Source organism: Klebsiella sp. A52 (genome assembly GCF_018388785.1).
Lineage (GTDB): Bacteria > Pseudomonadota > Gammaproteobacteria > Enterobacterales > Enterobacteriaceae > Klebsiella > Klebsiella aerogenes.
On record NZ_CP074437.1, the window covers coordinates 392,838 to 416,702 of the forward strand.

The 23,865-nt window shown below is 55.4% G+C and carries 25 protein-coding genes; 16 read left to right on the forward strand and 9 right to left on the reverse strand.

The window, feature by feature from the left end; translation table 11 throughout:
• Positions 1 to 37 precede the first annotated feature (37 nt).
• The 9 genes from thpR (at position 38) to panD (ending at position 7,083) form a co-directional block, all read left to right on the forward strand.
• Complete coding sequence (gene thpR / locus KGA69_RS01835; protein WP_049061441.1) at positions 38 to 574, forward strand: RNA 2',3'-cyclic phosphodiesterase; 537 nt, start codon at positions 38 to 40, stop codon at positions 572 to 574.
• Entirely contained in the window at positions 574 to 1,290 is a 717-nt protein-coding gene (gene sfsA, locus KGA69_RS01840) for a DNA/RNA nuclease SfsA (RefSeq protein ID WP_213292763.1), read from the forward strand. Before thpR ends, sfsA begins: the two co-directional genes overlap by 1 nt.
• A 163-nt stretch (positions 1,291 to 1,453) precedes the next feature.
• Positions 1,454 to 1,909 carry an RNA polymerase-binding protein DksA gene (dksA, locus tag KGA69_RS01845; protein WP_007373199.1) on the forward strand — a complete coding sequence of 152 codons (456 nt, stop codon included), beginning with the start codon at positions 1,454 to 1,456 and terminating at the stop codon, positions 1,907 to 1,909.
• Between the two features lie 60 nt (positions 1,910 to 1,969).
• Complete coding sequence (gluQRS, locus tag KGA69_RS01850) at positions 1,970 to 2,851, forward strand: tRNA glutamyl-Q(34) synthetase GluQRS (RefSeq protein ID WP_047050158.1); 882 nt, start codon at positions 1,970 to 1,972, stop codon at positions 2,849 to 2,851.
• Positions 2,852 to 2,970: 119 nt separating this feature from the next.
• Positions 2,971 to 4,368 (forward strand): polynucleotide adenylyltransferase PcnB, encoded by a 1,398-nt coding sequence (pcnB, locus tag KGA69_RS01855; protein WP_072047944.1) that lies wholly within the window; start codon positions 2,971 to 2,973, stop codon positions 4,366 to 4,368.
• The gene (folK, locus tag KGA69_RS01860; protein ID WP_045390092.1) at positions 4,365 to 4,844 is read left to right on the forward strand and encodes a 2-amino-4-hydroxy-6-hydroxymethyldihydropteridine diphosphokinase; all 480 of its coding nucleotides are present in this window, start codon (positions 4,365 to 4,367) and stop codon (positions 4,842 to 4,844) included. The genes pcnB and folK overlap by 4 nt, the downstream gene beginning before the upstream one ends.
• A 120-nt stretch (positions 4,845 to 4,964) precedes the next feature.
• Entirely contained in the window at positions 4,965 to 5,756 is a 792-nt protein-coding gene (gene panB / locus KGA69_RS01865; protein WP_047042642.1) for a 3-methyl-2-oxobutanoate hydroxymethyltransferase, read from the forward strand.
• Between the two features lie 11 nt (positions 5,757 to 5,767).
• Positions 5,768 to 6,622: a pantoate--beta-alanine ligase gene (gene panC / locus KGA69_RS01870; RefSeq protein WP_045390090.1), complete on the forward strand. Its 855-nt coding sequence runs from the start codon at positions 5,768 to 5,770 to the stop codon at positions 6,620 to 6,622.
• An 80-nt stretch (positions 6,623 to 6,702) separates the two neighbouring features.
• A complete protein-coding gene (gene panD, locus KGA69_RS01875; protein ID WP_049061440.1) occupies positions 6,703 to 7,083 on the forward strand; it encodes an aspartate 1-decarboxylase in 381 nt (126 codons plus the stop codon).
• Between the two features lie 34 nt (positions 7,084 to 7,117).
• Here the strand turns inward: panD and KGA69_RS01880 are convergent, their stop codons facing one another.
• The 4 genes from KGA69_RS01880 to KGA69_RS01895 all read right to left on the reverse strand — a co-directional run bounded on the left by KGA69_RS01880 (position 7,118) and on the right by KGA69_RS01895 (position 10,685).
• Positions 7,118 to 8,371: a polysaccharide deacetylase family protein gene (locus tag KGA69_RS01880; protein WP_045390088.1), complete on the reverse strand. Its 1,254-nt coding sequence runs from the start codon at positions 8,369 to 8,371 to the stop codon at positions 7,118 to 7,120.
• A 56-nt stretch (positions 8,372 to 8,427) separates the two neighbouring features.
• Positions 8,428 to 8,868 (reverse strand): PTS sugar transporter subunit IIA, encoded by a 441-nt coding sequence (locus KGA69_RS01885; protein ID WP_047050160.1) that lies wholly within the window; start codon positions 8,866 to 8,868, stop codon positions 8,428 to 8,430.
• Between the two features lie 123 nt (positions 8,869 to 8,991).
• Positions 8,992 to 9,762, reverse strand: a complete 771-nt coding sequence (locus KGA69_RS01890; RefSeq protein ID WP_045390083.1) for an ABC transporter permease — start codon at positions 9,760 to 9,762, stop codon at positions 8,992 to 8,994.
• On the reverse strand, positions 9,759 to 10,685 hold the full coding sequence (locus KGA69_RS01895) for an ABC transporter ATP-binding protein (RefSeq protein WP_015368204.1): 927 nt from the start codon (positions 10,683 to 10,685) through the stop codon (positions 9,759 to 9,761). Before KGA69_RS01895 ends, KGA69_RS01890 begins: the two co-directional genes overlap by 4 nt.
• Before the next feature lie 106 nt (positions 10,686 to 10,791).
• Here KGA69_RS01895 and can point away from each other — a divergent pair, with 106 nt between their 5' ends.
• A complete protein-coding gene (can, locus tag KGA69_RS01900; RefSeq protein ID WP_045390077.1) occupies positions 10,792 to 11,454 on the forward strand; it encodes a carbonate dehydratase in 663 nt (220 codons plus the stop codon).
• A gap of 57 nt (positions 11,455 to 11,511) precedes the next feature.
• Here can and hpt read toward each other — a convergent pair whose 3' ends face one another.
• Together hpt and KGA69_RS01910 are read right to left on the reverse strand one after the other, a co-directional pair.
• Positions 11,512 to 12,048, reverse strand: a complete 537-nt coding sequence (gene hpt, locus KGA69_RS01905; protein ID WP_015368206.1) for a hypoxanthine phosphoribosyltransferase — start codon at positions 12,046 to 12,048, stop codon at positions 11,512 to 11,514.
• Between the two features lie 19 nt (positions 12,049 to 12,067).
• Entirely contained in the window at positions 12,068 to 12,172 is a 105-nt protein-coding gene (locus KGA69_RS01910; protein WP_161801955.1) for a hypothetical protein, read from the reverse strand.
• A 78-nt stretch (positions 12,173 to 12,250) separates the two neighbouring features.
• Here KGA69_RS01910 and KGA69_RS01915 point away from each other — a divergent pair, with 78 nt between their 5' ends.
• Entirely contained in the window at positions 12,251 to 14,641 is a 2,391-nt protein-coding gene (locus KGA69_RS01915) for a glucose/quinate/shikimate family membrane-bound PQQ-dependent dehydrogenase (protein ID WP_045390074.1), read from the forward strand.
• A 75-nt stretch (positions 14,642 to 14,716) separates the two neighbouring features.
• Here KGA69_RS01915 and cueO read toward each other — a convergent pair whose 3' ends face one another.
• The gene (gene cueO / locus KGA69_RS01920) at positions 14,717 to 16,318 is read right to left on the reverse strand and encodes a multicopper oxidase CueO (RefSeq protein WP_045390071.1); all 1,602 of its coding nucleotides are present in this window, start codon (positions 16,316 to 16,318) and stop codon (positions 14,717 to 14,719) included.
• 145 nt (positions 16,319 to 16,463) lie between these two features.
• Here cueO and KGA69_RS01925 point away from each other — a divergent pair, with 145 nt between their 5' ends.
• From KGA69_RS01925 to speD, 5 genes are all read left to right on the forward strand, one after another.
• Complete coding sequence (locus KGA69_RS01925) at positions 16,464 to 16,811, forward strand: YacC family pilotin-like protein (protein ID WP_015704423.1); 348 nt, start codon at positions 16,464 to 16,466, stop codon at positions 16,809 to 16,811.
• A 260-nt stretch (positions 16,812 to 17,071) separates the two neighbouring features.
• Complete coding sequence (locus KGA69_RS01930; RefSeq protein ID WP_045390068.1) at positions 17,072 to 17,485, forward strand: hypothetical protein; 414 nt, start codon at positions 17,072 to 17,074, stop codon at positions 17,483 to 17,485.
• 8 nt (positions 17,486 to 17,493) lie between these two features.
• On the forward strand, positions 17,494 to 18,777 hold the full coding sequence (locus tag KGA69_RS01935; RefSeq protein WP_045390065.1) for an FKBP-type peptidyl-prolyl cis-trans isomerase: 1,284 nt from the start codon (positions 17,494 to 17,496) through the stop codon (positions 18,775 to 18,777).
• A 122-nt stretch (positions 18,778 to 18,899) separates the two neighbouring features.
• Complete coding sequence (gene speE, locus KGA69_RS01940; RefSeq protein ID WP_045390062.1) at positions 18,900 to 19,760, forward strand: polyamine aminopropyltransferase; 861 nt, start codon at positions 18,900 to 18,902, stop codon at positions 19,758 to 19,760.
• Positions 19,761 to 19,784: 24 nt separating this feature from the next.
• Positions 19,785 to 20,579 (forward strand): adenosylmethionine decarboxylase, encoded by a 795-nt coding sequence (gene speD, locus KGA69_RS01945; RefSeq protein WP_015368213.1) that lies wholly within the window; start codon positions 19,785 to 19,787, stop codon positions 20,577 to 20,579.
• A gap of 72 nt (positions 20,580 to 20,651) precedes the next feature.
• Here the strand turns inward: speD and yacL are convergent, their stop codons facing one another.
• Positions 20,652 to 21,014, reverse strand: coding sequence for a protein YacL (gene yacL / locus KGA69_RS01950; protein WP_015368214.1), 363 nt, complete (start codon positions 21,012 to 21,014; stop codon positions 20,652 to 20,654).
• A gap of 186 nt (positions 21,015 to 21,200) precedes the next feature.
• The gene (gene acnB / locus KGA69_RS01955) at positions 21,201 to 23,798 is read right to left on the reverse strand and encodes a bifunctional aconitate hydratase 2/2-methylisocitrate dehydratase (protein WP_072201386.1); all 2,598 of its coding nucleotides are present in this window, start codon (positions 23,796 to 23,798) and stop codon (positions 21,201 to 21,203) included.
• Between the last annotated feature and the right edge of the window lie 67 nt (positions 23,799 to 23,865).

Consider the following 23,865-nt stretch of genomic DNA (forward strand, 5'->3'; position numbering starts at 1 on the left):
TTGTAGCATCCCCGTAATTCATTACCGAGTCTCTATCATGTCCGAGCCGAAACGGCTGTTTTTCGCTCTTGAACTGCCGAAAGCGATACAGAAACAGATTATTCACTGGCGCGCCGCCCATTTTGCCGACGATGCCGGAAGGCCGGTCGCCGCCGATAACCTACATCTGACGCTGGCGTTTCTCGGCGACGTCAGCGCTGAAAAACAGCGCGCGCTGTCGGCAATGGCCGGACGCATTCAACAACCGCCATTTACCATGACGCTCGACGACGCCGGCCAGTGGCTGCGTTCGCGCGTAGTGTGGCTCGGTACCCGCCAGCCGCCGCGCGGCATGCTGCAGCTGGCAAATATGCTGCGCGCTCAGGCAGCGCGCAGCGGCTGCTATCAAAGCCCGCAGCCGTTTCATCCGCATATCACCCTCCTGCGCGACGCCCGCCACGCGGTGCCAATCCCGCCGCCGGGTTTTTGCTGGCAGGTGCCGCTCAACGAATTTGTGCTTTATGAGTCCAGCTTTCTCCGCGGACGCACCCGCTACAACGTGCTGGAACGTTATCCATTTACCAGGGAACTCTGATGCTGTTCACTCCGCCTTTGCAGTCCGCCACTTTAATTAAACGTTACAAACGGTTTCTGGCCCATGTCGTCACGCCGGAGGGCCAGGAGCTGACGCTGCACTGCCCGAATACTGGCGCCATGACCGGCTGCGCCGCGCCGGGCGATACCGTCTGGTATTCCACTTCCGATAATCCTAAACGTAAATATGCGCATACCTGGGAATTAACTGAAACCCAACAGGGCGCGGTCATCTGCGTCAACACGCTGCGGGCCAATACCCTCGCGAAAGAGGCGGTACTCGCCGGAAATATCCCTGAGCTTGCCGGGTATAACATTCTGAAAAGCGAAGTAAAATATGGCGAAGAAAATAGCCGAATCGACCTTATGTTACAGGCAGAAGGCCGCCGTAACTGCTATATTGAAGTGAAATCGGTTACGTTGGCGGAAAAAGAGTACGGTTATTTTCCCGATGCCGTTACCGCACGCGGTCAGAAGCACCTGCGGGAACTCATGAGCGTCGCGGCCGCGGGCCATCGGGCCGTGATTTTATTCGCCGTGCTGCATTCGGCGATAGACCGTTTCTCACCCGCGCATCATATTGATGCCAAATACGCACAGCTGTTGATAGAGGCGCAGGAAAAGGGGGTAGAAATTCTCGCCTGGAAAGCGGAACTTTCTACCAAAATGATGACTCTGAATAAGCCGATTGCCGTGGCGTTAACCCCCGGTAATTAAAAGGCTAAATTGTGTCCGGTTCGCGAGCGCAAATACGCTTTTCTTCACAGCGTTGTCAAGTGTAACGTTTAGATAATTGCTATCCGGAAAAGCATCTGCTATTTATAGCGGCCTGATTTTTCCCCCACATGGGGATCGATAGTGCGTGTTAAGGAGAAGCAACATGCAAGAAGGGCAAAACCGTAAAACATCGTCCCTGAGTATTCTCGCCATCGCTGGGGTGGAGCCGTACCAAGAGAAGCCGGGCGAAGAGTATATGAACGAAGCCCAGCTGGCGCACTTCAAGCGCATTCTTGAAGCATGGCGTAATCAACTCAGGGATGAAGTGGATCGCACCGTAACGCATATGCAGGATGAAGCAGCTAACTTCCCGGACCCGGTCGACCGTGCCGCGCAGGAAGAAGAGTTCAGCCTGGAGCTGCGTAACCGCGACCGCGAACGTAAACTCATCAAGAAGATTGAGAAAACACTGAAAAAAGTCGAAGACGAAGACTTCGGCTTCTGCGAATCCTGTGGCGTGGAGATTGGCATTCGCCGTCTGGAAGCGCGTCCAACAGCTGACCTGTGCATCGACTGCAAGACGCTGGCGGAAATTCGCGAAAAACAGATGGCGGGTTAAGTCCCAGCTACCTCACTCTCTGGCGGGAGTTTCTCCCGCCTGATTCCCCTTGTGTTTAACATGACCGACTCAGACTATATCGGGCGCTTTGCTCCCTCACCTTCCGGCGAACTCCACTTCGGCTCATTAATCGCCGCCCTCGGCAGCTATCTACAGGCGCGGGCGAAAGGCGGTATCTGGCGCGTACGCATTGAAGATATCGACCCGCCGCGGGAAGTTCCCGGCGCCGCCGACACTATTTTGCGACAGCTCGATCGCTACGGTCTGCACTGGGACGGCGAGGTACTGTGGCAATCCCAGCGGCACGAAGCCTATCGCGAGCGCCTCGCCTGGCTGCGCGATCGGGATCTCTGCTACTACTGCACCTGCACCCGCGCGCGCATTCATAGCGTCGGCGGGATCTACGACGGCCACTGTCGCGATTTGCGCCTTGGCGGCGAAAACGCCGCGCTGCGCCTGCGTCAGACCCGTCCGGTACTGGAATTTTATGACCAGTTGCGCGGAACCATCGTCGCCGACGAACCGCTGGCGCGGGAAGATTTCATCATCCATCGTCGCGACGGGCTGTTCGCCTATAACCTGGCGGTAGTGGTTGACGACCATTTTCAGGGGGTCAGCGAAATCGTCCGCGGCGCCGATCTCATCGAGCCAACGGTACGACAAATTTCATTGTATCAGCACTTTGGCTGGCCTGTGCCAGACTACGTGCACCTGCCGCTGGCGCTGAATGCCGAAGGTAATAAGCTCTCAAAACAAAACCACGCCCCGGCCCTGCCGGAGGGCGATCCGCGCCCGGAAATTGTGCGGGCATTAACATTTTTGAATCAGGATGTCGTCGAGGATTGGCAAGCGCTGAGTATTGAAGATTTACTCAAACAAGCGGTAGCCAACTGGCAGCCTGCAAAAATCCAGCATTCTCAAATGGCTCCCGCTGAGCTATGATTAGCCGCTATTTTTGCTCGTCGCCCTTCAGGTTGCCCCTGAATTTGCCGTTTAAATGCAACCTGAAGCCCATAGAGTAATGTTTTATCCGAAGTTCGTCTGACACTACGAGGTGCACCATTTTTACCCGAGTCGCTAATTTTTGCCGCAAGGTGCTAAGCCGTGAAGAGCGCGAGGCAGAGGCTGCCGCCGTCGAACAAACGCATATGACGGTGATCCCGCGTGAACAGCATGCAATTTCCCGCAAAGATATCAGTGAAAACGCGCTCAAGGTGCTCTATCGACTGAACAAGGCGGGCTACGAAGCTTACCTGGTTGGCGGCGGCGTTCGCGACCTGCTGCTGGGCAAGAAGCCAAAAGATTTTGACGTCACCACCAGCGCGACCCCGGACCAGGTACGTAAACTGTTCCGCAACTGCCGCCTGGTTGGCCGTCGCTTCCGCCTGGCGCACGTGATGTTCGGGCCGGAAATCATTGAGGTCGCCACCTTCCGCGGCCATCACGAAGGCCACACCAACGACCGCGTCACCTCCCAGCGCGGCCAGAACGGCATGCTGCTGCGCGATAACATCTTCGGTTCTATCGAAGAAGATGCCCAGCGCCGCGACTTCACCATCAATAGCCTTTATTACAGCGTGGCGGACTTCACCGTACGCGACTACGTTGGTGGAATGCGCGATCTGCAGGAAGGGGTGATTCGCCTGATTGGCGACCCGGAAACCCGTTACCGTGAAGATCCGGTGCGCATGCTGCGCGCGGTACGTTTCGCCGCCAAACTCCATATGCGCATCAGCGCCGAAAGTGCCGAGCCAATTCCGCGTCTGGCCCCCCTTCTTCACGACGTCCCCCCGGCGCGTCTGTTTGAAGAAGTGCTGAAACTGCTGCAGGCGGGTTATGGTTATGAAACCTACCAGCTGCTGCGCGAATACAGCCTGTTCCAGCCGCTGTTCCCGACGATCACCCGCTACTTCACCGAGCGCGGCGATAGCCCGATGGAACGTATCATTATCCAGGTGCTGAAGAATACCGATAACCGCCTGCATAACGACATGCGCGTTAACCCGGCGTTCCTGTTCGCGGTCATGTTCTGGTATCCGCTGCTGGAAATGGCGCAGAAAATCGCGCAGGAGAGCGGGCTGGCCTATTACGACGCCTTCGCGCTGGCAATGAATGACGTGCTGGATGAAGCCTGCCGGACGCTGGCGATCCCTAAACGCATCACCACCCTGGTGCGCGATATCTGGCAGCTGCAGTTGCGCATGTCCCGTCGTCAGGGCAAACGCGCGTGGAAACTCATGGAGCATCCTAAGTTCCGCGCCGCCTATGACCTGCTTGAACTGCGCGCAGGCGCCGAGAACAATCACGAACTGCAGCGCCTGACCAAATGGTGGGGCGAGTTCCAGGTAGCCGCGCCGCCGGAACAGAAAGATATGCTCAACGACCTCGGCGACGATCCGGCTCCGCGCCGCCGCCATCGCCGCCCGCGTAAACGCGCGCCGCGTCAGGGTAACGCATGACCCTGGTCTATATCGCCATTGGCAGTAATCTCGCCTCGCCGCTCGAGCAGGTGAATGCGGCTATCCGCGCGCTGGCCGACATTCCGGACAGCCGCGTGGCGAGCGTGTCTTCGCTGTACCGTACGCCGCCGCTGGGGCCGCAGGATCAGCCCGACTATCTCAATGCCGCCGTCGCGCTTGAAACCGCGCTCGCGCCGGAAGCGCTGCTCGATCACACTCAGCGCATCGAACTGCAGCAGGGACGGGAGCGGAAAGCCGAACGCTGGGGACCGCGAACGCTGGACCTCGATATTATGTTGTTTGGCGATGCGGTCATTAACAGCGAGCGTCTGACGGTGCCGCACTACGATATGAAAAATCGCGGTTTTATGCTCTGGCCGCTGTTTGAAATCGCCCCACAGCTTCACTTCCCCGATGGCCTCGCCCTTCGCGCCGCGCTGGAAAATCTGGGCGCCGAAAAACCCGCTCTCTGGTAACCCCTACTCCCTTTTTTAGCATTTCCGGCGATAGTGGTAATCGGTTGCCCAAAATCATTGCCCCCCTGAATGCTGCTGTTAGAATGCCGGTTAATATGACTTTCATCATCAGGAAACGTTATGAAACCGACCACCATTGCCCTGCTGCAGAAATGCAAACAGGAGAAAAAGCGCTTCGCCACTATCACCGCCTACGACTACAGTTTCGCTAAGCTTTTTGCCGACGAAGGCATTAACGTTCTGCTGGTGGGCGATTCTCTGGGGATGACGGTACAGGGCCACGACTCCACGCTACCGGTGACCGTTGACGATATCGCTTACCACACCCGCGCGGTGCGCCGCGGCGCGCCGAACAGTCTGCTGCTCGCCGACCTGCCGTTTATGGCCTACGCCACGCCGGAACAAACCTTCGAAAATGCCGCCGTCGTGATGCGCGCCGGCGCCAATATGGTCAAGCTCGAAGGCGGCGCCTGGCTGGCTGATACCGTCAGGATGCTGGCGGAGCGTGCGGTACCGGTTTGCGGTCACCTCGGTCTGACGCCGCAATCGGTGAACGTGTTCGGCGGCTATAAAGTACAAGGTCGCGGCGATGCGGCGCAGGCGCTGTTTGATGACGCATTAGCCCTGGAAGCCGCCGGCGCCCAGCTGCTGGTGCTGGAGTGCGTGCCGGTAGAGCTGGCAAAACGCATTACCGAAGCGCTGACGATCCCGGTTATCGGCATCGGCGCAGGCAACGTGACCGACGGGCAAATTCTGGTGATGCATGACGCTTTCGGGATCACCGGCGGCCACATTCCTAAATTCGCGAAAAATTTCCTCGCAGAAGCGGGCGACATCCGCGCCGCGGTACGGCAGTATATTGCCGAAGTCGAATCCGGGACCTATCCGGGCGAAGAACATAGTTTCCATTAAGGAGTCTTGTTGTGCTGATAATTGAAACCCTGCCGCTGCTGCGCCAGCATATCCGTCGTTTACGCCAGGAAGGCAAGCGCATTGCGCTGGTTCCCACCATGGGCAACCTGCACGATGGTCATATGAAGCTGGTTGATGAAGCCAAAGCCTGCGCGGATGTCGTGGTGGTCAGTATCTTCGTGAATCCCATGCAATTTGACCGTCCGGACGATCTGGCGCGCTATCCGCGTACCCTGCAGGAAGATTGCGAAAAGCTGAACAAGCGCAAGGTCGATTTTGTCTTTGCTCCGGCGCCGGCGGAAATTTATCCGCAGGGTACCGAAGGGCAAACCTTCGTTGATGTCCCGGGCCTGTCGACCATGCTGGAAGGCGCCAGCCGCCCTGGCCACTTCCGCGGCGTCTCGACCATTGTCAGCAAGCTGTTCAACCTGGTGCAGCCGGATGTCGCCTGCTTCGGCGAGAAAGATTTCCAGCAGTTGGCGCTGATCCGCAAAATGGTCGCCGATATGGGTTATGACATCGAGATCGTCGGCGTGCCGATTATCCGCGCGAAAGACGGCCTGGCGCTGAGTTCGCGTAATGGTTATCTGACCGCCGAGCAGCGTAAAATCGCCCCGGGTCTGTATAAAGTGCTGAGCTCGGTGGCGGAAAAACTTGCCGCGGGCGAACGTCATCTTGAGGAAATCATCGCCATCGCCGAGCAGGAGCTCAACGAATCAGGTTTTCGCGCCGACGATATCCAGATCCGCGATGCCGACACCCTGCTGGAGCTCACGGATGCCAGCAAACGCGCGGTGATCCTGATGGCGGCATGGCTGGGCCAGGCGCGTCTGATTGATAACAAAATCGTCGAGCTGGGCCAGTAGTCCGGAACGAAAAATCGGGTTATTTTCTCAAAGCGGATGCCGTGTCCGCTTTGCTACTTAAAGGTTGGAAGGTAGAAGTTATGATGCGTAATATGCTGCAGGGCAAGCTCCACCGCGTTAAAGTCACGCAGGCTGACCTGCATTACGAAGGTTCCTGCGCTATTGACCAGGATTTCCTCGAAGCGGCCGGTATTCTGGAAAATGAAGCCATTCATCTGTGGAACGTGACCAACGGAAACCGTTTCTCGACTTATGCGATCGCCGCCGAGCGTGGTTCGAAGATTATCTCCGTCAACGGCGCTGCGGCGCACTGCGCAAGCGTCGGCGATATCCTCATTATCGCCAGCTTCGTGACCATGTCTGACGAAGAAGCCCGCACCTGGCAGCCGAAAGTGGCCTATTTCGAAGGCGATAACGAAATGAAGCGCCTGGCGAAAGCCATCCCAGTGCAGGTCGCCTGATTCTTACGGCGCTGCGCTCAGCCGCAGCGCCGGTTTATCCTTGCGGCTGGTTGCTGATAAGCCGCGACATCGTCTCCAGCGAATCGGTGCGTAAGATATACAACCGCTTCAGCAAGAACGGATTATCCCCCGGTTTCACCTTCCCTCTCACCGTCGTTACCGCCAGATGAAAACCGGCATCGTTCGCCGCTTTGACCGCCGTGGCGTTATAGCCGCCGAACGGATACGAAAGATACAGCACGTGTGGATTAAACTGGCTCAGCGCCCGCCGTGAACGCTCGAAATCAAAGAGAATGTTGTGGTAATTACGGCTGAGTAATATCGGATGACGGGCGGCATCGACCCGGTGCAGAAAATGGGTATGCGACTGCACATCAAACACGTCCTGAATCTGCCTGAGCTCAGAGATACTCATAAACTGCAGCGATTTCGGATCCCACTTTTGCGGATGACGTTTGATCCGCGATGAGATAATAAATGCCGTAGCGTGGAATCCGTACTGCTTGAGGATCGGATAAGCGTAGCGATTCACCGACTTGAGGCCGTCATCAAAGGTAATCACCACCGAGCGCGCAGGCAGATTAACCTTGTTACGTAAATACCCTTCCAGTTGATACATCGTCAGCGTGGTATAGCCCTGGTCACGCAGCCAGGTCATCTGGTTACTGAAAGCGCGCACCGAGGTGGTGGTCGAGGTATGGCGGAAACGGCTATTTTCTTCATCACGCAGAATATGGTGATAAGTCAGTACCGGAATGCCGTTATCTTCCTGCGCGTCCAGGCTGCTTACCCACGCCAGCCGGTTGCCGATACGAATTTGATACCAGGTCTGATTAAGACGGTCTTTCAGCTTGCTGATAATGGGATAGCGCAGGTTATTGGCTAATGTGCCAAACGGCGGGCTGCCCGCTGACGGCGCATCGTAAACCGGCGTATCTTTCCAGGTCAGCAGGTTCTGGTTGCTCAATGGCTGGTGTAAATCGCCCAGGTTATCCTCAACCCGCTTTGCGCCCTGCACCGGCCCCAGGTGCCCTTTATCAATAAAGCCGGTACCGAAACCAAAATTGAATTCGTAATAGTCTGCCGTGGTTGGCACCACGGCAAGGATTTGCCCGGCGCGAACGTTGCCGACGCTCACTACATGGTTGCCGACCTGCGCCCAGATATCGGCATCTTCCGTGATTTGCATATAGCGTGCGGGGACGCCCTGTTGGCTGAGCAGGCTGGCGGAAACGCTGACTGACGTCAGCAAAAGGAATAGTGTTATGACTCGGGCAAACATGCGCATCGAACCGGTAAACCTGAATGCCGCCATTGTAACAAAAGCGGCATCAATGCTAATGCCTAATTTCCGAACGTGTCATGCAGGAGACGAAAAGGCGGATTTTTTTGCTGCTGATGCCACAGGCTGCTCACCGTGGGGCCTCCAGCGCGAACAATAGCATTACGGAAGGCGTCGCTGCTGAGGGTATAGCGCTGTAAATACATTTCTTCCAGCAATGGATAGCGAATGCCGGAAATCACTTCACAGTGAGTATGCTTGTGGCTCATCAGCGCGGCGGCGCGATACGGCGCGGCACCGGTTTTATCGGTGAGAAAAATCACCCCATCGCCGCAGTCTGTGGCATGCAGCGCGTCGCACATCATGCGGCTCAGCATATTGACGCTCAGATTACGCCAGTAATTCACCGCCCGGCATTGCGCCAGCGGGCCAAACTTTTTCTCCAGACGATCCAGCATCTCCTGCGCCAGCTCATCATGGCAGGTAATTACCCAACCTAACATCGCCTACCTCCTTAGCAGGCAAACAATTTAGCAGGGCAAGCGTTGAGGTAGGGTGATGGGTATCAAAAATTACCGCATAGCGCCCCGGCAAAGTGAAATTAGCGGGGGCGCTAACAGAGAGGATTAGCTACGCAGGCCGCGCCCGCGCTGGATCAGGTACCAGCACAGAATATAGAAGACCACGATGAACACCACCAGTACGCCAAAGGTGGTCGCCAGCGGGACGTCATGAATGCCGAGGAAACCAAAACGGAAGCCGCTAATCATGTAGACGATGGGGTTGAGATGCGACAGCGCTTGCCAGAACGGCGGCAGCAGCGTCAACGAATAGAACACCCCGCCAAGGTAGGTCAGCGGCGTCAGCACGAAAGTCGGGATCAGGCTGATATCGTCGAAGGTTTTCGCAAACACCGCATTGAGCAGGCCCGCCAGCGAGAACAGAATTGCCGTCAAAATCAGCGTCAGGGCGACAAACAGCCAGGAATGAACCTGGAACGGGACGAAGAACAGCGAGATTGCCGTCACCAGAATCCCGACACACAGCCCGCGCGCCACCCCGCCGCCGACGTAACCGGCGATCACCACGTGGGTTGGCACCGGCGCCACCAGCAGTTCCTCAATATTGCGCTGGAACTTGGCGCTAAAGAATGACGAGGCGACGTTGGCGTAGGCGTTGGTGATCACCGCCATCATAATCAGCCCCGGCACGATAAACTGCATGTAGGTAAAACCGTGCATCTCGCCGATCCGCGAGCCGATCAGGTTGCCAAAGATGACGAAATAGAGGGTCATGGTGATCACCGGCGGCACCAGCGTCTGAACCCAGATACGCATAAACCGGTGGATCTCTTTGGTCCAGATGCTTTTCAGCGCGACCCAGTAAAGCTGCATCATGCTGATTCTCCTTTTTTGTCGTGCACCAGCGTGACAAACAACTCTTCCAGACGGTTGGCCTTGTTACGCATACTTAATACCTGCACGCCCTGGGCGCTTAGCTGGGCGAAAACGCTGTTAATCCCCTGCTCGCGCAACACTTCAACTTCCAGCGTCGAGGTATCAACCAGCCGGTACTGATACCCGTCGAGGGTTGGCAGCGGGCTTTTCGGCGCTAGATCGAGGATAAAGGTTTCCGATTTCAGCTTAGCCAACAGCGCCTTCATTGAGGTGTTTTCCACCAGCTCGCCGCTCTGGATAATACCGATATTACGACACAGCATTTCCGCCTCTTCCAGATAGTGGGTCGTGAGGATAATGGTGGTGCCTTTATCGTTCAGATCTTTGAGGAAACCCCACATCGAGCGACGTAGTTCAATATCAACGCCAGCGGTGGGTTCATCAAGAATGAGCAGCTTCGGCTCATGCATCAGCGCGCGGGCAATCATCAGGCGGCGCTTCATCCCGCCGGAGAGCATACGCGCGCGTTCATTGCGCTTTTCCCACAGATCGAGCTGTTTCAGATACTTTTCGCTACGCAAAATTGCTTCTTTACGCTCAACGCCATAGTAACCCGCCTGGTTAACCACGATCTGCTGTACGGTTTCGAATGGGTTGAAGTTGAACTCCTGCGGCACCAGCCCTAACTGGCGCTTGGCGTTCACCACATCTTTTTCCAGGTCGTAGCCAAATACGTTAACCTGGCCGGAGGTTTTATTAACCAGCGAACTAATGATGCCGATAGTCGTGGATTTCCCCGCGCCGTTAGGGCCCAGCAGCGCATAAAAGTCGCCGGCTTCAACCTGCAGGTCAATGCCTTTCAGCGCCTGAACCCCGCCGGGATAGGTTTTCTTGAGCTGTTTTAATTCCAGAGCAATGGTCATTAAATATCTCTTCTCGTGTCATCACACGTGATGTAATGTTTTCAAAAAGGTGAGCTTACCCTATATTAGCGCAACGCACTTACTTGGTTACAGGCCGTAAACGTCCATGAATGATATAGATACACTCATCAGCAATAATGCACTATGGTCAAAAATGCTGGTGGAAGAGGACCCCGGCTTCTTTGCGAAATTGTCGCAGGCGCAGAAACCGCGCTTTCTGTGGATTGGCTGCTCCGATAGCCGCGTCCCCGCGGAGCGCTTAACCGGCCTGGAACCCGGTGAGTTATTCGTACACCGTAACGTCGCCAATCTGGTGATCCATACCGACCTGAACTGCCTGTCGGTGGTGCAATACGCCGTCGACGTGCTGGAAGTCGAACACATTATTATCTGCGGCCACTACGGCTGCGGCGGCGTACAGGCGGCGGTCGAGAACCCGGAACTGGGGCTCATTGATAACTGGCTGCTGCACATTCGCGATATCTGGTTTAAACACAGCTCGCTGCTCGGTGAGATGCCGGAAGATCGGCGTCTGGATACGCTTTGCGAACTGAACGTGATGGAGCAGGTATACAACCTGGGACACTCGACGATCATGCAGTCGGCGTGGAAACGTGGCCAAAAGGTGACGATCCACGGCTGGGCTTATGGTATTCACGACGGACTGCTGCGCGATCTTGATGTCACCGCCGTCAGCCGGGAAACCCTCGAGCAGCGCTATCGCCACGGGATTTCCAATCTCAAGAGCAAGCACGCCAACCATAAATAGCCGCCGCGCTCACCGCCCCGGATAAGGCGCTCACCCTATCCGGGACCGCAACAATAATTACTCGTCCAGCAGGATCACTTTACCGACGTACGGCAGGTGGCGATAGCGCTGAGCGTAGTCGATGCCGTAGCCCACCACGAACTCATCCGGAATGGCAAAACCGACAAACTCAACCGGGACGTTCACTTCACGACGGCTTGGTTTATCCAGCAGCGTACAGATAGCCAGCGATTTCGGCTCGCGCAGGCTGAGGATTTCGCGCACTTTAGACAGGGTGTTGCCGGAATCGATGATGTCTTCGACGATCAATACGTCCTTACCGCGAATGTCTTCATCAAGATCTTTAAGGATTTTGACATCACGGGTGGTGGACATGCCGCTGCCATAGCTGGAGGCGGTCATAAAGTCGACCTCATGCGGCACCTGAACCTCACGGCACAGGTCAGCCATAAACATAAATGAACCGCGCAACAGACCCACCAGCACCATTTCGCTGCCGCTGTCTTTGTAGCGTTCATTAATTTGACGACCCAGTTCGGCGATACGCGCTTTGATCTCGGCTTCCGGGATCATCACTTCTACAGTATGTTTCATTAAACTAACCATTTGATTCTTAGGATAAATCTTCAAAGCCGCTGCTTTCACACCGACGTTGACCGGCAAGCGATACAGTATACCAGCAAAACGAAATCTTCGGTGCAGTGAATAATAAAGCCATATTTGTGATTCCGATCACAGTTGTTAAATCCTATAATTAATTGCAGTTAAAAAATTAACAACTGAAGAGTGTCTTTCTATGGCAGAAACAAAATCTCAACAATCACGGTTACTTGTCACGCTGACGGCGCTGTTTGCCGCCTTCTGTGGCCTGTATCTGTTAATCGGTGGGGTATGGCTGGCCGCTATCGGCGGTTCCTGGTACTACCCTATCGCAGGCCTGGTGATGCTGGCCGTCACCGTCATGCTGTTCCGCGGCAAGCGCGCAGCGCTGTGGCTGTATGCCGCCCTGTTGCTGGCAACCATGATTTGGGGGGTATGGGAAGTCGGCTTCGACTTCTGGGCGCTGACGCCGCGCAGCGACATCCTGGTCTTCTTCGGCATTTGGCTGATTCTGCCATTTGTCTGGCGTCGCCTGCCGGTACCCTCCGCTGGCGCCGTGGGCGGTCTGGTTATCGCCCTGTTGATTAGCGGCGGGATCCTGACCTGGGCCGGTTTCAACGATCCGCAGGAAGTGAACGGTACGTTGAGCGCTGACGCGACGCCGGCCGCGCCGATTTCTACCGTCGCCGATAGCGACTGGCCGGCCTATGGCCGTAACCAGGAAGGCCAGCGTTATTCGCCGCTGAAACAGATTAACGCTGACAACGTGAAGAACCTGAAGGAAGCCTGGGTATTCCGCACCGGCGACCTGAAGCAGCCGAACGATCCGGGTGAAATCACTAATGAAGTGACGCCGATTAAAGTTGGCGACACGCTGTATCTGTGTACCGCGCACCAGCGTCTGTTCGCGCTCGACGCGGCCACCGGTAAAGAGAAGTGGCATTTTGACCCGCAGCTGAACGCCGATCCGTCGTTCCAGCACGTGACCTGCCGTGGCGTCTCCTATCATGAAGCGAAAGCGGATAACGCCCCTGCCGACGTCGTCGCCGACTGCCCGCGCCGTATTATTCTGCCGGTCAACGATGGCCGTCTGTTCGCGGTGAACGCCGACAACGGTAAGCTGTGCGAAACCTTTGCTAATAAAGGCATTCTCAACCTGCAGACCAACATGCCGGTGACCACGCCGGGCATGTATGAACCGACGTCGCCGCCGATTATCACCGACAAGACTATCGTCATTGCCGGCGCGGTAACCGATAACTTCTCCACCCGCGAGCCATCAGGCGTGATCCGCGGCTTTGATGTGAATACCGGTAAACTGCTGTGGGCCTTCGACCCGGGTGCGAAAGACCCTAATGCGATCCCGAGCGATGAGCATCACTTCACACTCAATTCACCTAACTCCTGGGCGCCTGCCGCCTATGACGCGAAGCTGGATTTAGTCTATCTGCCGATGGGCGTTACCACGCCGGATATCTGGGGCGGCAACCGCACACCGGAACAGGAACGTTACGCCAGCTCTATCGTGGCGCTGAACGCAACCACCGGTAAACTGGCGTGGAGCTACCAAACCGTACACCACGATCTGTGGGATATGGATATGCCGTCGCAGCCGACATTGGCCGACATTGATGTGAACGGTAAAACCGTACCGGTGATTTACGCTCCGGCCAAAACCGGCAACATCTTCGTGCTGGATCGTCGTAATGGCGAACTGGTGGTCCCGGCGCCGGAAAAACCGGTTCCGCAGGGTGCGGCGAAAGGCGACTATGTTGCTAAAACCCAGCCGTTCTCCGAGCTGAGTTTCCGTCCGAAGAAAGACCTGACCGGCGCGGATATGTGGGGCGCCACCATGTTTGACCAGCTGGTGTGCCGCGTTATCTTCCATCAGATGCGCTATGAAGGTATCTTCACGCCGCCGTCCGAACAGGGCACGCTGGTATTCCCGGGTAACCTGGGGATGTTTGAGTGGGGCGGCATCTCCGTCGATCCTAACCGTCAGGTGGCTATCGCCAACCCGATGGCGCTGCCGTTCGTCTCTAAACTGATCCCACGCGGCCCGGGCAACCCGATGGAACCGCCAAAAGACGCGAAAGGCTCCGGTACCGAGTCCGGCGTTCAGCCGCAATATGGCGTGCCGTTCGGCGTTACGCTGAACCCGTTCCTGTCGCCGTTTGGCCTGCCGTGTAAACAACCGGCATGGGGTTATATCTCGGCGCTGGATCTGAAGACCAACGAAGTGGTGTGGAAAAAACGCATCGGTACGCCGCAGGATAGTCTGCCGTTCCCGCTGCCTGTCCCGCTGCCGTTCAATATGGGTATGCCGATGCTGGGCGGTCCGATCTCAACCGCCGGTAACGTGCTGTTTATCGCCGCCACCGCCGATAACTATCTGCGCGCTTACAACATGAGCAATGGCGAAAAACTGTGGCAGGCGCGTCTGCCGGCAGGTGGCCAGGCGACGCCGATGACCTATGAAGTGAATGGCAAGCAGTACGTTGTCATCTCTGCCGGCGGTCATGGCTCGTTCGGTACGAAAATGGGCGACTACATCGTTGCCTACGCGTTACCGGATGACGCGAAGTAAAACGCAAAACGGCAACGAAAGTTGCCGTTTTTTTTGCCCCTCTCCCCATGGGAGTGGGCGGCAGGCTGTACAGTCCTACACGGTGAACCCCAACATCATCCCGGTATCTTCATGCTCCAGCAGATGACAGTGTGCCATATAGGCGAACTCCTTTGGCGCCTGATGATCGAACTTCACCAGCACTTCGCTCACCCCGCCCTCCACTCTTACCGTATCCTTCCAGCCGCGCCGATGCGCCGCCGGCGCCTGGCCATTTTCACTCAGAATACGGAATTGCGTGCCATGAATATGGAAAGGATGCAGCATCATGTCGCCCTTACCGGAGATCAGCCAGCGCTCGTACTGCCCCCTGGCCGCGGCAAACATCGGCACATTCATATCAAAGGCCTTGCCGTTGATGCGGTTGGCGTTATGGAAATCAAAACCCTTGTCTGATGAAGCGCCATGCCCCATGCCGCCGCCGTGGTTCATATTCTTCATTTCACCATGATTCATATTTCCCATATTGTTCATGTCGCCATGCCCCATCATTCCATGATTCATACCGGACATCGCCTGGTCGCCATATTTCTTCATTAGCGCCTGCATACCCATCATGTCGAGCATAGGATCCATCGACAGCTGCAGCGTGCGCTGCGTCAGCCCCTCCAGTGACGGCAGCGCGGGTATCGCGGCCAAAGTATCGGGTAACTTACCGGAGGCCGGGATCAATAGCGGCTGTATACGGAGAACCGGCTGCGGCTTATCAAATGGCGCAATCGCCATCCCCATTTGGCTCACCGGCATCGTCAGGAGATCAAATGCCTTCCCGTCGCGGGTATCAATTAAAACCTCAAAGCGCTCGCCCATCAGCACCGGCAGTTCGCTCACTTTGACCGGTTCCGCCAACAGGCCGCCGTCGCTTGCTATTACGTACATTGGGCGGCGATCGCTGGTAGCGAAATTCAACGAGCGGGCATTACAGCCATTAAGCAGACGCAGGCGTAACCAACCGCGCGGCGGAGCGTGTTCGGGATACAGCGCGCCGTTCGTCAACAGGGTATCGCCAAACCAGCCAACGGCGGCGCTCATGATATCGAGCTGATAATCTATTTCGCCATTGGCATTGAATCTTTTGTCCTGCACGATCACCGGAACATCATCGATTCCCCACTGCTTCGGAAGCAGTAATTGCCCGCTTTCGACATCTTCAATCAGCACCAAACCCGCCAGCCCCATGGCAACCTGACGGCCGGTTTTACCATGCTGATGAGGATGGAACCAGCAGGTCGCCGCTCGCTGCGTCGGCGTAAAACTCACCGTCCTTGAGGCTCCTGCGGCGATGACGCCCTGCGGACCGCCATCGACTTCGCCTGGCACTTCCAGCCCGTGCCAGTGGACCGTGGTCTCCTCCGCCAGGCGGTTGTGAATATCTACCGTCACCGCTTCACCTTGCTTCAGCTTCAACGCGGGCCCGAGGAGGTTGCCGTTATAGCCCCAGGTCGTCGCAAGATGCGGGCCAAACTGCGTCTTTCCGGCTTGAATCGTCAGCGTAATGCGATTGCGCGCGTCAGCGGTCAATAAATCCGGAACCGGCAAAGCCGGACGGCCGGCAGCGAATACCGCACGGCTCCAGAGCGGTAAGGCGCTGACCGCGCCAAGCGCGGCGCCTAATTTGATAAACTCACGACGTTGCATTTTCACATCCTTTTATTCTGCTGGTGAATATTTAAGCTTAAACCCTCCCGCAACGGGAAGGTCAAGCAGAAGCTTGTGAATAAAGCTCTGCGTGGTGTAAAGAAGTATGCTAACTTTGATTGTCCGTGTTTCAATGGTAGAAAAAATGAAGACGTTTTTCAGAACAATGCTGTTTGGCAGCCTGCTCGCCCTCTCCGCCAATAGCTATGCATTAAGCGAGTCCGAAGCGGAAGATATGGCTGATTTAACGGCGGTATTTGTATTCCTGAAAAATGATTGCGGCTATCAAAATTTGCCAAATACGCAAATTCGCCGCGCGCTGGTCTTTTTTGCCCAGCAAAACCAATGGGACCTCAGCAACTACGATAGCTTTAATATGAAAGCATTAGGTGAGGACAGCTATCGCGATCTCAGCGGTATCAAAATCCCAACCGCCAAAAAGTGCAAAGCTCTGGCGCGTGACTCCCTTAGCCTGCTGGCCTATGTGAAGTAAACGTATCTGCAGCCGCCGCGATGCGGTTGCAGAATGCTATATTATTCTTTTCCCCTGTGATTCATTTACTATGAATTCATTGCGCGATACTTTTATTTCACATGCAGCTAATATGCTTTATATTCATTAATTAGACGACGGCTTAATTTATCAAAAAAAATCATATTCAGGAGAGAATAATTCAACTCATCGTTTATTGCAAAGACCTGCTGGCTAATTAAAATCGCCTGCAACCTCTCTTATTGCAATGGAATGACATTTTGAATATCTCACCTGTTTTTCGCTTACTTCCGTTCGCTGTTCTCATGTTAGCTGGCTGCCAGGCGCATCGTCAGGCTAACGCACCCATAACGCCACCAATCGCCATTGCCACCGACGCGCAACAGAATGAAAAGCTGCGACTGGCCGCTGAGCAGGAGCGACTTAATGCCTGTCGCCAGGCGTTGGATTCGTTAAAAGAAGTCAATCCGAAAGAAGCCTCAAGACTGGGTAGTGAATTCACCGCTCTGATAGGCGCGGCGTCGCAATATAACTCAGTGCGTACGAAAGTCGCCGATCCCACCCGTCAGGGCATAGATTCTATGTATCAATTTAAATCTATTAAGCTTTGCGCCGATATTGAAAAGTCGCTGATCGATAGCCTGGTCATGCGCGGCGATAATGCGGTGAAGTGACAGGCGCCATGATAAATCGCCTTAATATATTGACGCTGGCCTTCATTTTGCTGGCGTCCCTTTTTATTGCTTATGCGCAAGCGGATGACGATGCGCCTGCATTTCTCAACTATGTCCAGCAGCAGGAGAAAAAAGAGAAGAAAGAGATATCTCCGGCGCCGGAGGTCAGTAAACCCTCCAGAGCCCGCGAGAACAACACCGCAGCGCTGCAAAAAAAGCTGGCCGCGCAAAAAAGTCTCATCGCCGACAAAGATAAGATCATCCGCCAACTGCAGGCACAGCTGAAATCGCCACCTCCCGCCACGATGCCAGCGCCGGTAGATAATGCAGCGTTGAATAAAACCATCGCACAACTCCAGAGCCGGATCGTTGCTTTGGACACGGAAAACAAGCGGCTTGTGCAGCAAGTCGGTACCGTTCAGCAGGAAAAAGCCGACGGCGCGGATAATCTCAAACGCTCTGCCGCCGCTCTGCAGGCGCAAACGGTAAAGCTCAACGCGCTGGAGAGAGACAAGCAGGCCCTGAGCGATAAGCTGGCTGCGGCAATGGCGGAGCAGCAGAAACTGAGCGCCGAACTCACCGGCGTAAAAACCACCGCCGCCACGACAGCCAAATCACCCACGCTAAACCTCAGCAGCGCTCCACAGCAGCAGGCATATTCGGTTGGCGTGTCGATAGGGCAAGATGCGCTTAAAACGCTGTCCAGTCAGGCAGCGAAAGGGTTAAACCTGCAACAGGAAACCGTTCTTAAGGGGATTAACGATGTTTTTGCCGGTCAGCCGGCGCTGGATGAAAAAGCACGCAATAAGGCGCTTTTCGACGTCTCACAGCGGTTATACAAAAACATTGATAAGCTTGAGCAGCAAACTCTCCGTGAAGGTAAAAAGTATCAGCAGCAATTCGCCGCGCAGAAAGGCGCAGTGCTTAAAGAGGGTATTTATAGCCGTATAGACTACCCCGGTAAAGGTAAGGTCGCTGATAACGATATCGTCACCGTCGTTATCAAAGAAAGCTTGATCGACGGTACCGTGATAAACGATATGGAAGCCGAAGATAAGGTCTGGACCCAGGCGCTAAGTCAATATCCCGAAACCTTCCGTGAACCGCTTAAACGTCTTAGTAATCATGGCGCCATCACTATTGTTGTTCCGCCGGAGCGGGCCTACGGCAGCAAAGGAATCCCTGGAAAAATTCCGCCTGGCGCGACGATGGTGTATAGCGTGCGAATTGTTGACGCCAGACCCAACAGCGACCAACAATCCAGAGCATCTGCGCCGAAAACCTCACGCTAAGCGAGAGTTCATCTAAACAATAGAAGGTTTACTATTCGCCATATCAATCTCTATCTATAGTTGGCTATGATGTGGTGCCCGCGTTGCGGGCGCGACAGAAGTTAACAAAGGAGGAGTAAGCCATGGCCGAGAGTAATCACTGGCATGAGACGCTGCACGACCATTTTGGTCAATATTTTACCGTTGATAACGTGCTGTACCATGAGAAGACCGATCATCAGGATTTAATCATCTTCGAAAATGCGGCATTTGGCCGCGTGATGGCGCTTGATGGCGTGGTGCAAACCACCGAGCGCGATGAGTTTATTTATCATGAAATGATGACCCACGTTCCGCTGCTGGCGCATGGTCACGCAAAGCACGTGCTGATCATCGGCGGCGGCGATGGCGCGATGCTGCGTGAAGTCTCCCGCCACCAACATATCGAAACCATTACCATGGTGGAAATCGACGCCGGGGTGGTCTCGTTCTGCCGTCAGTATCTACCAAACCATAACGCCGGCGCCTATGACGACCCGCGCTTTACGCTGGTGATTGATGACGGCGTGAACTTCGTCAACCAAACGTCACAAACCTTTGATGTCATTATCTCCGACTGTACCGACCCGATCGGCCCCGGTGAGAGCCTGTTTACCTCGGCGTTTTATGCCGGTTGTAAACGTTGCCTGAATCCCGGCGGAATTTTCGTTGCCCAGAACGGCGTAAGCTTCCTGCAGCAGGATGAAGCGGTCGGCAGCCATCGCAAGCTCAGCCACTATTTCACCGATGTCAGTTTCTACCAGGCGGCGATCCCGACCTACTATGGCGGCATCATGACCTTTGCCTGGGCGACCGATAATGAAGCACTGCGTCATTTGTCGACGGAAATTATTCAGGCCCGCTTCCATAGCGCCGGGCTGAAATGCCGTTATTACAATCCGGCAATTCATACCGCGGCTTTCGCGCTACCGCAGTACCTGCTGGATGCGCTGACCGCCAGCTAACCTGAAACGAGGAGGTGAACCAAATTGAAAAAGCTTAAGCTGCACGGCTTCAACAACCTGACTAAAAGCCTGAGTTTTTGTATTTACGATATCTGCTACGCTAAAACCGCCGAAGAGCGCGATGGCTATATCGCCTATATCGATGAACTCTATAATGCCAATCGCCTGACGGAAATCCTTTCCGAGACCTGTTCAATCATTGGCGCCAACATACTCAACATCGCACGCCAGGATTATGAACCGCAGGGCGCAAGCGTCACCATTTTGGTTAGCGAAGAGCCTATCGACCCGCAGCTTATCGATCAGAGCGAGCATCCGGGCCCGTTGCCTGAGACCGTGGTCGCACATCTCGATAAAAGCCACATCTGCGTACATACCTATCCGGAAAGCCATCCGGAAGGCGGCCTGTGCACCTTCCGCGCCGATATTGAAGTCTCCACCTGTGGCGTGATTTCACCGCTGAAGGCGCTGAACTACCTGATTCACCAACTGGAATCCGATATCGTAACCATTGATTATCGCGTGCGTGGGTTCACTCGTGATATCAACGGCATGAAGCATTTTATCGATCATGAGATCAACTCTATTCAGAACTTCATGTCAGAAGATATGAAGTCGCTCTATGACATGGTGGACGTGAACGTCTATCAGGAAAATATGTTCCATACCAAAATGATGCTGAAAGAGTTCGATCTGAAGCACTACATGTTCCATACCAAACCGGAAGAGTTAAGCGAACAAGAGCGCAAGGTGATTACCGACCTGTTGTGGAAAGAGATGCGGGAAATTTATTACGCCCGCAATATACCTGCGGTGTAACATCTGAAATGCCCGGCGGCGCTTTTGCCTGCCGGGCCTACGGTTCCGCGCCGCCCGGCACAAAACGAATCATTAACGCTGCTGCATAAATTCACGGTATGCGGCAACCACCTGCAGGAAATCCTCCACGCCGCAAAGAGAGAGGCTCTCTTCGTCGTAGTAGTTCATCCCCTCTTCCATTTCATCGCCGGAAAATTCCAGTTGGTTGGCGCGGATCATCACTTCTTCGCCATCCAGCCACAACGTATATTCATGGCCGGCCCGCTGCCAGGAACGTTCACTGCCTTTCACGGTGCGCGCTGCCTGCTCCACTTCATCCAGAAGGGCCAGGTTATCTTTCACCTCTTCGTTGAACCAGTGACCAATCGCCTCGTGGTCCATCGACATACGCACCTTTACCACACCGGTAATATCGCGCAGAAATTCGTAATCCATAATCTTTTCCTCTGCAAGGGCAATGCGTCACCGCTGCACTGTACCCATGGAGTAATTATCGCAGCAGACAGGAAGAAAAAAAGCGCAACGGGTGGGAGGTTTAAAAATAAAAATGCCCGCTGATGCAATGTTCAGCGGGCATTGGAGAGTTTGTAGCCAAACGGTCAGCCAGGCTGACCGAACGGATTACACAGCAGTCTGGAAGATCACGCCGTCAGCTTTTTCGGTGTACTGATCCAGCTGGTTAAAGTTCAGATAGCGATAGGTATCTTCCGCCGTCTTATCAACCTGAGCGACGAAGGTCTGGTACTCTTCCGGCGTCGGCAGTTTGCCCAGCAGAGAAGCGACCGCCGCCAGTTCGGCAGAGGCCAGATAAACGTTGGCGCCGGTACCTAAACGGTTCGGGAAGTTACGGGTAGAGGTCGACACGACGGTCGCGCCGTCAGCCACGCGCGCCTGGTTGCCCATACACAGGGAACAGCCAGGGATTTCGATACGCGCGCCGCTCTTACCAAACACGCTGTAGTAGCCTTCTTCAGTCAACTGCGCGGCATCCATACGGGTTGGCGGCGCCACCCACAGGCGAGTCGGCAGTTGGCCTTTGTGGCTGTCCAGCAGTTTACCTGCAGCACGGAAGTGGCCAATGTTGGTCATGCAGGAACCGATAAACACTTCGTCGATCTTCTCACCCTGCACGTCCGACAGCAGACGCGCATCGTCCGGATCGTTCGGCGCGCACAGAATAGGCTCTTTGATATCCGCCAGATCGATGTCGATCACTGCCGCGTATTCCGCATCAGCGTCGGCTTCCAGCAGTTGCGGATCCGCCAGCCATTTTTCCATGCCCTGGATACGACGCTCCAGCGTACGGCGATCGCCGTAACCTTCCGCGATCATCCACTTCAGCAGGACGATGTTGGAGTTCAGATACTCAACGATCGGCTCTTTGTTCAGCTTGATGGTACAACCAGCAGCAGAACGCTCAGCGGAAGCATCGGTCAGTTCAAATGCCTGCTCGACTTTCAGATCCGGCAGACCTTCGATTTCAAGGATGCGGCCAGAGAAGATGTTTTTCTTACCTTTCTTCTCAACGGTCAGCAGGCCCTGCTTAATGGCATACAGCGGGATGGCGTGAACCAGGTCGCGCAGGGTAATACCCGGCTGCATTTTACCTTTGAAGCGCACCAGTACTGATTCCGGCATATCCAGCGGCATCACGCCGGTCGCGGCGGCGAAGGCCACCAGACCAGAACCCGCCGGGAAGGAGATACCGATTGGGAAACGGGTATGGGAGTCGCCGCCGGTACCGACGGTATCAGGCAGCAGCATACGGTTCAGCCAGGAGTGGATAACGCCATCGCCCGGACGCAGTGAAACACCGCCGCGGTTCATGATGAAGTCCGGCAGAGTGTGGTGCGTGGTGACGTCAACCGGCTTCGGATAAGCCGCGGTGTGGCAGAAGGACTGCATCACCAGGTCCGCGGAGAAGCCCAGGCACGCCAGGTCTTTCAGCTCATCGCGGGTCATTGGACCGGTGGTGTCCTGAGAACCGACGGAGGTCATTTTCGGCTCGCAATAAGCGCCCGGACGGATACCGGCAACGCCGCAGGCGCGGCCAACCATTTTCTGCGCCAGAGAGAAGCCGCGGTTGCTTTCCGCCACATCTTTCGCATGACGGAAAACGTCGCTGTGCGGCAGCCCCAGCGCTTCGCGCGCTTTGGTCGTCAGGCCGCGACCGATGATCAGCGGAATACGGCCGCCGGCGCGCACTTCGTCGATCAGTACATCGGTTTTCAGTTCAAAGCTTGCCAACAGCTCGTTGGTTTCGTGGTTACGCACTTCACCTTTGAACGGGTAAACGTCAATGACGTCGCCCATGTTGAGGTTGCTCACGTCCACTTCGATAGGCAGCGCGCCCGCATCTTCCATGGTATTGAAGAAGATAGGCGCGATTTTGCCGCCCAGGCACAGGCCGCCGCCGCGCTTGTTCGGTACGTTCGGGATATCGTCGCCCATGAACCACAGCACCGAGTTGGTGGCGGATTTACGCGAAGAACCGGTACCAACAACGTCGCCAACGTAGGCCAGCGGGAAGCCTTTCTGCTGCAGCGCTTCAATTTGTTTAATCGGGCCGACCGCGCCCGGCTGATCCGGCTCAATTCCTTCGCGAGCGTTTTTCAGCATCGCCAGAGCGTGCAGTGGGATATCCGGACGGGACCAGGCATCAGGTGCCGGAGACAAGTCATCGGTATTGGTTTCGCCGGTAACTTTGAAGACGGTAACGGTGATTTTTTCCGCCAGTTGCGGACGGTTCAGGAACCACTCGGCATCAGCCCAGGATTGCATAACCTGTTTAGCGTACTCATTACCCGCTTTGGCTTTCTCTTCTACGTCATAGAAGTTATCGAACATCAGCAGGGTATGGGACAGCGCTTTCGCGGCAATCGGCGCCAGTTTGGCATCGTCCAGCGCTTCAATCAGGGGGTGAATATTGTAACCGCCCTGCATGGTGCCCAGCAGTTCAACGGCTTTTTCAGGGGTAACCAGTGGGGAGGTCGCTTCGCCTTTGGCGATAGCGGCAAGGAATCCGGCTTTAACATAGGCGGCTTCATCGACGCCCGGCGGTACACGGTTGGTAAGCAGATCTAACAGGAATTCATCTTCACCCGCTGGCGGGTTTTTCAGCAGTTCTACCAGCGCGGCCATTTGGGTTGCGTCTAAGGGTTTGGCAACAATCCCCATGGCGGCACGCTCAGCTACGTGCTTACGGTATTCTTCTAGCACGACGGTTCTCCTCGCTCTCATTGTAAAATGCGGTAGGCGATTTTCTTCACGCTCCTGTGAGACAGCA